8 protein-coding genes are annotated in these 10,951 nt (G+C 71.7%); 6 read left to right on the top strand and 2 right to left on the bottom strand.

The genetic code is table 11. The features are described from left to right. Positions 1-69 precede the first annotated feature (69 nt). A complete protein-coding gene (blaOXA, locus tag AB0881_RS09900) occupies positions 70-1,851 on the top strand; it encodes a class D beta-lactamase (protein ID WP_366615899.1) in 1,782 nt (593 codons plus the stop codon). A gap of 204 nt (positions 1,852-2,055) precedes the next feature. After that, entirely contained in the window at positions 2,056-3,456 is a 1,401-nt protein-coding gene (locus tag AB0881_RS09905) for a cytochrome P450 (protein ID WP_366615801.1), read from the top strand. A gap of 45 nt (positions 3,457-3,501) precedes the next feature. Here AB0881_RS09905 and AB0881_RS09910 read toward each other — a convergent pair whose 3' ends face one another. Then, positions 3,502-4,029 (bottom strand): emopamil-binding family protein, encoded by a 528-nt coding sequence (locus AB0881_RS09910; protein ID WP_366615802.1) that lies wholly within the window; start codon positions 4,027-4,029, stop codon positions 3,502-3,504. A gap of 305 nt (positions 4,030-4,334) precedes the next feature. Between AB0881_RS09910 and AB0881_RS09915 the strand changes: the two genes are divergently transcribed. Then, positions 4,335-5,387, top strand: coding sequence for a hypothetical protein (locus tag AB0881_RS09915; RefSeq protein WP_366615803.1), 1,053 nt, complete (start codon positions 4,335-4,337; stop codon positions 5,385-5,387). Positions 5,388-5,591: 204 nt separating this feature from the next. Then, positions 5,592-6,668, top strand: coding sequence for a polyprenyl synthetase family protein (locus tag AB0881_RS09920; protein WP_366615805.1), 1,077 nt, complete (start codon positions 5,592-5,594; stop codon positions 6,666-6,668). A gap of 95 nt (positions 6,669-6,763) precedes the next feature. On the opposite strand, the gene AB0881_RS09925 is transcribed toward AB0881_RS09920, so the two are convergent. Beyond that, positions 6,764-8,131: a cytochrome P450 gene (locus tag AB0881_RS09925; RefSeq protein ID WP_366615806.1), complete on the bottom strand. Its 1,368-nt coding sequence runs from the start codon at positions 8,129-8,131 to the stop codon at positions 6,764-6,766. A 213-nt stretch (positions 8,132-8,344) separates the two neighbouring features. On the opposite strand from AB0881_RS09925, the gene AB0881_RS09930 reads away from it, so the two are divergent. Together AB0881_RS09930 and AB0881_RS09935 are read left to right on the top strand one after the other, a co-directional pair. Continuing rightward, the gene (locus tag AB0881_RS09930; RefSeq protein WP_366615808.1) at positions 8,345-9,379 is read left to right on the top strand and encodes a Rieske 2Fe-2S domain-containing protein; all 1,035 of its coding nucleotides are present in this window, start codon (positions 8,345-8,347) and stop codon (positions 9,377-9,379) included. An 88-nt stretch (positions 9,380-9,467) separates the two neighbouring features. Next, positions 9,468-10,823, top strand: coding sequence for an FAD-dependent oxidoreductase (locus tag AB0881_RS09935; protein ID WP_366615810.1), 1,356 nt, complete (start codon positions 9,468-9,470; stop codon positions 10,821-10,823). Positions 10,824-10,951: the final 128 nt, after the last annotated feature.

Consider the following 10,951-nt stretch of genomic DNA (forward strand, 5'->3'; position numbering starts at 1 on the left):
TCCATCCTGTTCGCCGGAACGGCGTACGGTACGGCGGCCGCGTTCGCGGACACGTCCCGGCATCCCGCCGTGACGGCGGCCGGTGAGGCCAAGGCCCGGGCGCTCCAGGAGATCCGGCGGCTGGAGGCCTCCTACCAGGGCAGGATCGGCGCGTTCGCGATCGACACCGGGACCGGCGAGACCATCGGCCACCGCGCGTACGAGCGCTTTCCCAGCAGGTCCACCTTCAAGGCGATCCTGTGCGGAGCCATCCTGCACAAGGCGCGCACCACGGATCCCGGCCTGATGGAACGCACGCTGCGCTGGAGCCGCGACGAGGTGGTCGCCCCGTCACCGATCACCGGTACCGAGGAGAACGTCGAGAACGGCCTGACGGTGGCACAGCTGTGCCATGCCGCCATCACCGTCAGCGACAACACCGCGGCGAACGTACTGCTCGAACAGATCGGCGGGCCGGCGGGAATGACTCGCTACTACCGCGGGCTGGGCGACCCGGTCGGCCGGCTGGACCGGTGGGAGCCGGAGCTGAACGACTGGGAGCCGGGCGAGAAGCGGGACACCGTCATGCCGGCGTTCATGGCGCGTGACCTGCGGGCGCTCACCGTCGGCTCCGCCCTCACCGCCCCGGACCGGGCGCGACTGAACGACTGGCTCAAAGCCAGCATCACCGGCTTCGAACGCATTCGCGCGGGACTCCCCCGGACTGGACGGTCGGTGACAAGACCGGAGGCGGTGCCGGGGCGTATGCGCCCGGCAGCGACATCGCGATCGCGTGGCCGCCGTCCGGGGCCCCGATCATCATCGCCGTCTACACCAACCGGAACGATCCCGGCGCCGCGATCGACAACGGCGTCTTCGCGAAGACCGCGGCCCTGCTCGCGCGGGCTCTGGGAAAGACGAGCTGAAGGAGCGCGAATGACGACCCGTGAGATGCCGCCCGAGGATTCCCGGTCAGCGAGCCTGCGCGGAACGCAGGGCAGGGTGACACGCCAACGCCGTCCCATGGGGCTACTGAGCATCGGGATCCTGGTGGCGCTCGTCGCGTTCGGCGGGGCGGGATGCGAGTCGGGGCCGGAGCGGCGGGGTCTCGCCGGAGGGCCGGCGACGCCGCGGGCGGCCCCGGTCGTGCGCGACGATCTCCAGGACGTCTTCCGCCGTGCAGGGGTGTCGGGTGGTTTCGCGCTTCTGGACGTGGAGCGCGACCAACGTACGGTGGTCGACCGGCGGCGGGCCGAGCAGCGGCGGCTGCCGGCCTCCACGTTCAAGATCCCGCACAGCCTGATCGCGCTGGAGACCGGCGTGGTCAGGGACGAGAACGAGGTGATCCCCTACGGCGGGCGGCCGCAGCGGCTCGAGCAGTGGGAACGGGACATGAGCATGCGCGACGCCATCAAGATCTCGAATGTCGCCGTCTACGAGACGCTCGCCCGCCGGATCGGGCTGCAACGGGAGAAGCAGTGGCTCGACCGGCTCGCGTACGGCGACCGCGAGGTGGGCACCGAGACCCGCCCCTTCTGGCTGCACGGCCCGCTGGAGATCTCGGCGACCGAGCAGGCGGCGTTCCTCGCCCGGCTGGCCCGTGGCGCGCTGCCCGCCTCTGCGGGCCATCAGCGCACCGTGCGGGATCTGGTGAAGATGGAGGAGCGGAACGGTTACGCGCTTTTCGGCAAGACCGGCTGGGCGGACGGGCCGACGCCGGACATCGGCTGGTGGACGGGCTGGGTCGAGCGAGACGGCCATGTCTACTCCTTCGCGCTCACCATCGACATCGTCGAGGACGCCGACGCCGGGAAGCGGATTCCGATCGCCCGCGAGCTGCTCACCCGACTCGGTGTCCTTCCGGAGGCTTGATCGCTTCTGCCGAGTCCGTCTCCGGGAAGGAACGAAAGATCGTCGCCTCCCGAGCGTCGGCGGGCCGGGCGACCTTTCCCGGCAGCACACCCCATTATTACTCAGGGTTAATATTCGCTACTCTACGTGTTACTCTCGGATGGCAGGGAAGCCCGGAAGCCACCGGATCCGGGCGGGCGAACCGTTGCTCACCGAAGGGTCCCCATGCCTTCCACCACCGCGTCCGGGCAGCGTCCCCACCGTCACCCCTCGCGTGGGGCGGAGACGGTCCCCTTCCGCCGCATCGCCCGGCAGCTCGTCCAGGACCCGCTCCAGGCGTTCACCCGTATCGTCGACGAACACGACGGCGCCATCACCCGGGTGAACCTGGGCCTGGTCCGCCCCTACCTGGTCACGCGCCCCGAGCACGTCAACCATGTCCTGCGCGACAACGCCGGGAACTATCCGCGCCAGGAGATGCCGTGCAAGCCGATGAGCCGCCTGTTCGGGTACGGCATCGGCGGCGAGGGGCCGCAGCACGCCGAGGCGCGGCGCGTCCTGCAGCCGACCTTCTCCGGCCGGCACGTGACCCGGACGTACGCCGACTGGGCCCCCGTCATCACCGAGGCCGTCACCGAGCTCGTCCAGCGCGGCTCGGACGGGCGGCAGGTGCTCGACAGCTACGCCGAGATGACGCGGATCCTCCACCGCGCGGTCAACCGGATCTTCTTCGGCGACGCCATCACGGCCGCCGACGCCGAGACGGTCGGCGAGCTCGTCGGGGAGGCGCTGCGCACGGCCACGACCGCCTTGCTGCCACGGCTGGCGGCACCGTGGATGCCGCAGTGGATCCCCCTCCCGGGCGACCGGGCGTTCCACAGGGCGGTCGCCGCCGCCGACGACATGATCATGCCGATCGTGCGGCGGGTGCGGCGGGAACGGGACGTCGACCTCGGGGTCGCCTCGATGCTGGCCGAGCTCGGCCGCGACGACCGGCAGATCCGCGATGAGCTGGTCAGCCTGGTCGTGGCCGGCACCGAGACCATCGCGGAAGCGCTCAGCTGGCTGTGGGTGGTCCTCGACCGGCAGCCCGAGCTGGCCGAAGCGCTCCACGCGGAGATCGACGAGGTGGTGGGCGCCGGGACTCCGACACTGGAGCAGATCCGCCGGCTCGCCTTCACCCGGATGCTGCTCGACGAGCTGGTCCGGGTCTACACCGTCTGGATCCTCCCCCGCAGGGCCCTCGGGAACGACGTCATCGACGGGGTACCGATCAAGGCCGGGGAGCGCGTCATCGTCAGCCCGTACCTGGCCCACCGGGTGCCCTCGGTCTGGCCCGATCCCGAACGCTTCGATCCCGGGCGCTTCTCCGAGCAGGCGGTCGCCGAACGGCGCGCACTGCACCCGAAGACGTTCCCGTTCCTCAGTTTCGGCGCCGGTCACCACTCCTGCCTGGGCCAGAACCTCTTCTACCTCGAAGCGTCCCTCATCCTCAGCACCCTGCTGCAGCGGTGCCGGCCCGTGCTGCGGCAGTGCGAGGGCGAACCCCCGATCAGGCCGCGCGTCACCCTGTCCCTGGTTCCCAGCCGGCCGATCGAGATCACTCTGCAGCCGCGGCACGGCTGATCGCACTCCCCCGCTCGGGGATCCCGGCGGAACGCGGGCGGGCGGTCAGCCGACGTCGCGGCCGGCGGCCCTGGAGTTCTGGACGATCACCGTGAACGACCGCCACGCCAGGAACATGTAACCCGCCAACCACGGCAATTGGGGCGCGTAGACGATGACATAACCCCAGAACGTCTTCTCCGCCATCCCCTGGTAACCCGAGACGTGCGCGGTCCAGAGATAGAGGATCACGAAGGCCGACATATATGCCGACACCGCGAGTTGGAGCGGATGCCGGTAATGGCGGCGGCGCGCGATGGCCCATATCAGCAGGGCGTTGAGCGTCTGGGTGACGAAGACATTGAGGGTCGTGAACGCCAGCGGGAGCGCCACGTAGCCACGGCCATAGTAACTTTCGTCGCCCCTCCCATAGAGCTCGTAAATCTGGGCGAACAGGTCCGTCCGCTGGCGGATGTCCCGGTGATGGACGATGAAGTACAGCTCGATGGTGAACGCGATGACCATGAAGAAGGCCACCATCGTGATCGTGAGACGGTCGGCGGCGCACAACCGCCGACCACCGTGCGCCGCCATCTCTCTCCTCACCGGCTCTCGCCCGCCGTCTCCGTGACCACCGCGGTTCCGATCGCCTCCGCCGGCGGACCAGAGGCGGTCCGCCGGTCCATGCGCACTCGCGACAGAGGCACGATCAGATACGCAACGTTAATGTCACTTACTCAGAGTCACCATCGCCTATACGGTGGTTCCGTCGTCACCCCGCCGCCACCCCCGCACCAGAAGGAAAGGACGGCTTGATGCCAACCTCGCACACCTCGTCCGAGGCCGTTCCGGCCGCACGGCCGGGCTCCGCGATCGCGAACACGTGGGCGGGCGTGGGAATGACAGAGCTGAAAGTGTTCTGTCCCGTTCCGCTGAAGACGCATCCGGTCACCGGCGAACTGGACGACCACGCGGCGCGATGGGCCCTGGAGCAGGGGCTCTACCGCGAGGGCGACCCTCAACTGCGCATGCGCATCGGATACTTCATCGGCGCCGGGTCGCCCTACGTGTCCGAGCCGTTCATCAGGGCGTTCGCCTGTTACAACCTCTGGGGGATCCCCTGGGACGACCACCTGGACGTCCTCTCCGCCGACCCCGCCGCCCTCATGGCCCATGTGGCGGAGGCCAGCCGCGTCTTCTCCGAGCCGGGCTGCGTCCCGTCCCCGGAGGACCCCTGGCTGAACGCCATGCGAGACAGCCTCGAACGGCTGAGGCGCATCCTGACCCCGGCGGCCTTCGAGGCGTTCTGCTCCACGAACCTGGCCTGGTTCCACGGCCAGCTGTGGAAGTACGCGCTGCAGCACCGAGCGGACGCACCCGGCATGGGCGAGTGGCTGCGGATGCGCTGGGCCAAACTCGGCACCGCGATACTCGCGGCCACGACCTGTCCCCCGGCCGGTTACCCGATGGGCCCCGACATCATGGCCGAGCCGACGATCCGGGCCTTCACGCACGCGACCCTCCTGGCTCCCGGCCTGCTGAACGATCTGGCGAGCCTGGCCAAGGAGTCCCCCACCGCCCAGGCCGACGTCAACCTCGTGTCCGTGCTGTCCCGCATGCACGACATCGATGTCCTGGAGGCCGCGCTGAAGGTCGTGGACCTGTACGAGCGCATGACCGGGCTGGCCCTGCGCCTGCGCGATCGCCTGCTGGCCGATCCCCGTCCCGCGGTGGCCCACTACGCCAAGGCACTGCCGCAATGGCTGCCCGCGGCGCTGCACTGGAGCCTGATCAGCCCCCGCTACCTCGAACGCGACACCGCCGCCGGCCGGCAGGACCTGGAGTCCCCGCCGCTCGTGGTGTCCGACACCCCCACCGTCTGGGACCCGGCGGACCTGACCCCGCCGCCGTACCCGGAACTCGCCTGGATGTGGGCGCGGGAACGCGAGTGAGGCACCGATCGACGATCGGCAACCAATCACTCTCCGTGAGGATTCATTACTTTCAGTATATCCTGACGGCCCGATCGGCATCGGGAGGCGAGTCGATCCCGATGCCGGAAGTGTCCGGCGAGGGCCGCAGGCCACGGATTCGCAGCGCGGACACCGCCCCCTGGAAGCCCCGGTCCCCAGCGACCCAGCCCGAAAGCAGCAGCCGTGATCATCGATTCCGCGCCCCGCACTCCCCCCGACCCGGCCGCCATCGGCACCGCCGTGGACCAGGTGATCCACGACTTCCTCGACGAGCACCAGCACGCCGCCCCCGACCTGCCCGAGCTGCCGCTGTTCATCGGCATGCTGCGGGACATGCTCGCCGCGGGCGGCAAGCGCATCCGCCCGCGGCTGTGCGTGGCCGGCTGGTACGCCGTGGCGGACCTGCCCCCGCCTCCCGCCGTGTTCCGCGCCGCCGCCGCACTGGAGCTGTTCCACACCGCCGCCCTGATCCATGACGACGTCATGGACAACTCCGACACCCGCCGCGGCCGCCGCACCGCCCAGCGCGCGCTCGCCGCCCGGCACCGCGCCCACCCCGACGCCGACGCGCTCGGGACCAGCGCCGCGATCCTCCTCGGCGACCTGGCCCTGGGCTGGTCGTACGAGATCCTCCAGGCGCCCGATGTCACCCCCGGCCAGCTCGCCCGGCTCTGGCCGGTGTTCGGCCTGCTCCACACGGAGACGCTGGTCGGCCAGTACCTCGACGTGGCCTCGGCCAGGAACCCCGACGCCGACACCGGCACCGCCTGGCGCATCATCCGCTACAAGACCGCCAAGTACACGATCGAGCATCCGCTGCGCATCGGCGCCGTCCTCGCCGGGGGCACCGCGTCCCAGCTGCGCGCCCTCTCGGCCTGCGCGATGCCGCTCGGAGAGGCCTTCCAGCTGCGCGACGACCTCCTCAGCGTGTACGGCGATCCGGCGGCCACCGGCAAGTCGCGCCTGGACGACCTGCGCGAGGGCAAGCACACCGTCCTGTACGCCATCGCCCGCGAGCGCGCCACCGAGCCCCAGCGGCGCCGCCTGCACCGGCTGTTCGGAGATCCCCGCCTGACCGACGACCAGGCGGAGCAGATCCGCGACGTGCTGACCGCCACCGGCGCCCGTGCCGCGGTCGAGCGGCTCATCGCGGACCGCGCCGCGCTCGCCCTCGCGGCACAGGCCGCGGCCGGCCTCCGTCCGACCGGGGCGCTCTGGCTGCGCGACCTCACCCGGATGGCGACCGACCGCACCTGCTGAACGCGCCGGGATCACCGCACGAGCGGCGGCACGCGCCGGCGGGGCGAGGGTCCACCGGCACGGCGCCGCCGCAGCGGCGCCGTGCCCGTCCGCCGTCAATCTCGTGCGAGCACGCGCATCCTCAGGCCGCGGGGCGAGAGGGTGATGCCGGGGACCGGACGGATGGCGGGGCCCGGAAGGTGCTCCAGGCGCCAGCGGCCCGCGATGGTCGCGAGCGCGAGCGTGGCCTCCATGATCCCGAACTGGTCGCCGATGCACTTGCGGGCACCCGCCCCGAAGGGGACGTAGGCGTTGCGGGGCGGCTGCGGGGCGCTCTCGCCCCAGCGCGCGGGATCGAAGCGCTCGGGATCGGGATAGAGGTCGGCCCGGTGATGCAGGAGGTAGGGGCTGTAGGCGAAGACGGTGCCCGACGGGAAACGGTGGCCGCCGAGCTCCATGCCGGACGTCAGCGTACGGGTCGCGATCCATACCGGGGGGTAGAGCCGGAGGGCCTCGGTGACGACGTTGCCGGTCGCCGCCAGCCCGGGCAGGTGCTCGGGGGCGGCCGGGGCGCCCGCGAGGGTCGCGTCGACCTCCTCGTGGACCCGGCGCTCGGCCTCGGGGTGGAGTGCGAGCAGGTGCAGCGCCCAGGCCATGGTGCCCGCGGTCGTCTCGGTGCCCGCGCCGAAGATCGTCAGGACCTGGTCGGTGACCTCGGCGTCGGACAGGCCCTCCCCTTCGGCCTCCCCGTCCACGTCGCAGGCGGCGAGCACCGCGGAGAGCATGTCCCCGTGGTCGGCGCCGCCGGCCCGCCGGCGCGCGATGATGCCGTCGACCACCTCGCGGAGCCGCGCACTGGCCTGGCGGTACCTGAGGTTGCCCGGTGTCGGCAGGTGGCCGGCGGCCGCGGGCATCAGCATCCGGGGAAGCATCCCCCTGACGACGGTGGTCAGATCGCCGATCGCGGTGCGGACCTCCGCCCGCGGGAGGCCGCTGGAGAACATCGCCTCGACGGTGATCGTCGCCGCGATCGCGTACATCGCGTCCGGCACGTCGATGACCTGGCCTTCCGCCCAGCCTTCGATCGCGTCCGCGACCTGGGCGCTCATCACGTGCGCGTAGCCCGGCATGCGGTCGCGGTGGAAGGCCGGCTGGATCAGCCGCCGCTGCCGGCGATGGTCGTGATGCGGGCAGGTGAGAAGTCCATTACCGATGATCTCGCGAGCGCGGCTGACGAGGGGGCCGCCCTTGTCGAACGCGCGGTCGTTCAGCAGGGCCTGCCGGGCCAGGCCCGGATCGCAGATGACGACGACCCAGGACGGTCCGATCCGTACGCGGACGAGGTCGCCGTGCCGGGGCAGCGAGCTCAGGAAGCCCAGCGGATCGCGCAGCAGGCGGGCGCCGTGGCCCACCAGGGGCAGGCCGCCCGGGGCCCGCGGGACGCCGCCCGAGGAAGAGGGGATGCGTTCTCTCGACCGGAGCATGCGCGCCTCCTTGACCGGGCCGGGCAGAGCCTGCCCTGCCGGAACGTCGACTGCTCCCGGAGCGGCCGCGCAGAGAGGCCGCTCCGGGGAACGGAGTCCCCGAGTTGCCCTTCCCATTGCACGCACTAGAGCAATCGATCACTCTGGGTGATATACTATTACTCAGAGTAGCAAACTTCAGGGTGTCCGGCTGACCGGAGATGGGGAGACGGCATGGCCTCACGCGCCGAGGTGGAGAAGGACCGGCCCGCCGGCTGGTTCGCGCTGGCGTTCAGCAGGGACATCCGGCCGGGCACGGTGGCCCGTTCCGAGATCGGCGGCGAGGACGTCGTCGTCTATCGGACCGGCCGCGGGCTCATCAGGGTCGTCTCACCGTACTGCCCGCACCTCGGCGCCCATCTGGGCTACGGCGGCCAGGTGCGCGGTGAGGACATCGTCTGCCCGTTCCACGGGTTCGCCTTCGGGCCCGGCGGAGCGTGCACCGCGACGGGCAACGGCGCCAAGCCGCCGAAGGTGGGCCTGACGACCTGGCCGTCCCGCGAGGCCGGCGGCCTGGTGCTCGCCTGGCTCCACCCCGGCGGCCTGGGCCCGCAGTGGGAGCCCGACGATCTGCCCGGCGCCTACCCGTACCCGGTCCGGACCTCCTACCTGGAGCGGATCAGGCTGCAGGACGTCGGCGAGAACAGCGTCGACCTCGGCCACTTCACCACCGTCCACAAGGCGGTCCGGCCCGAGGTGGTGGAGGGCTTCACCACCGACGGCCACCGGGCGAGCGGCAGGCTGCGCGCCAGCGTGGTCACCATCCCGGGGCGCCCGCCGGTCGAGGTCCACTTCACGTTCCGCTACTGGGGGATGGGCCTGCTAGTCATCGACTTCGAACCCGTCAAATGGCCGGTGCGCGTGCGGCTCAACATCGCCGCCACGCCCGCCCGCCCCGGGCAGGTGCGGCTGCTGGTGAGCACCAGCACCGCCCTCGAACCGCGCGGCCCGCTCGCCCTCGCCGGCGCGCCGGCCCACAGGGTCATGGCGGCGGCGCTCACCCGCGCGATCGACGGCTGGGTCCAGCGCGGGTTGCGCGACGACATCGTCATCTGGACGCACAAGATCTTCCTCGACCGCCCGCGGCTGGCGGACGGCGACCAGGGCATCGCCGCCTGGCGGCGCTGGGTGCGCCGGTTCTACGAGCCCGCCCCCACGCTCCCGGTCCCCGACGTGCCCGTCCCCTCTCCGGCCCGCGGCGAGGCATGAGCCCGGGACGGGCGGCGAGCGGCCGGGAGGCGGCGGCTCGCATGGCGAGCATCCCCGAGTCCGACAGGAAAGGCGGCGGGAGAGCGTCATGAAGACGCACGGTGATCACGCTGTGGTGTGCGGTGCCGGCATGGCCGGGCTCCTCACCGCGTGCGCGCTGGCCGGCAGGTACCGGCATGTCACCCTCATCGAGCGAGACCGGCTGGACGGCGGCATGGCCGCACGGCGCGGCGTGCCCCAAGGCCCCCACGTCCACGCCCTGTTCCGGCTGGACGACGTGGTCGAGCGCCTGTGCCCCGGCCTGTCCGACGCCCTGGTGAGCAAGGGCGCTCACCACGCGTCGGCCAGGGACATGTGGATGGAGGTGCTCGGCGTCACGTGGCGGCCCTCCCTGGACCGGCGCGTCGTGTCGGCCAGCCGCCCCTTTCTGGAACACCACCTGCGCAACCGGGTGCTGAACGCTCCGGGCGTGCGGATCCTGAGCGGATGCCAGGTGACAGGGGTACTGCAGGATCCCCATGGCAGGCGGGTGACCGGCGTTCACGTCAGCCACCTGGGCGCCCTGGACGACCCGGGCGCGGCCAGGCCGGAGTGCATCGAGGCGGACCTGGTCGTCGACGCCATCGGGCGGACGGGGCGGGGCCGGGCGTGGCTCGAAAGCCTCGGCTATCCCTGCCCGCCCGAGCAGAAGATGACCGTCGGCGTCCGCTACGCGAGCCGCACGTTCCGCATGCGCACCGTCCAGCCCCCGGTCAGCTACACCTTCGTCGCGCCCCGCCAGGACTCGAGGCGGGGCCTGGTCCTGGCCGCGCAGGAGAACGGGACATGGGTCGTATCCCAGACCTGCTACGGCGACACCCGGCCACCGGGCGACGGCGATGAGTTCCTCGAGTACGCCTGCCGGCTGCTGCCCGACGAGGCGGCCAAGGCCGTCCAGGACGCCGAGCCGCTGAGTCCCATCTCCACCTACCACTTCGCCGCAGGGCATCACCGCCTGTACAGCAAGGTCCGGCACCACCCCCAGGGCCTGCTGTCGACGGGCGACTCGCTCTGCGCGCTCAACCCCGTCTACGGCACCGGGATCATCATCGCCGCCCAGCTGGCCCTCCACCTGCGGCACTGCCTCGACGAGGCCGCCGGGGGCACTGGGGGCACCGACGACCTGGCCGAGCGCTTCTACCACGGCGCGGGCCGCATCACCCGCGGCGCCTGGCAGCTCAACGTCCTTCTCGACAGGCTCCTCAACCCGACCGCCAACTCGACGCCGGCCACCCGGCTCGCGACCGCCGCGCTGCGGCGCGTGATCCGGCGGGCCGACCAGGACAAGCTGCTGGCGGACGCGTTCCTGGAGGCGATGGAGCACTCCCGCCCCGCCCGCCTGCTGCGCCCGCACATCATGCTCCGGGCGCTGGCACCCGGCGCACGCTCCGGACGTTCCGCCTGACCGCCCGGACGATCGCCTGACCGGCCGGGTGAACGCCTGACCGGCCGGGTGAACGCCTGACCGGCCGGGTGAACGCCTGACCGGCCGGGTGAACGCCTGACCGGCCGGGTGAACGCCTGACCGGCCGG

The organism is Spirillospora sp. NPDC029432 (genome assembly GCF_040703975.1).
Classification (GTDB): domain Bacteria; phylum Actinomycetota; class Actinomycetes; order Streptosporangiales; family Streptosporangiaceae; genus Spirillospora.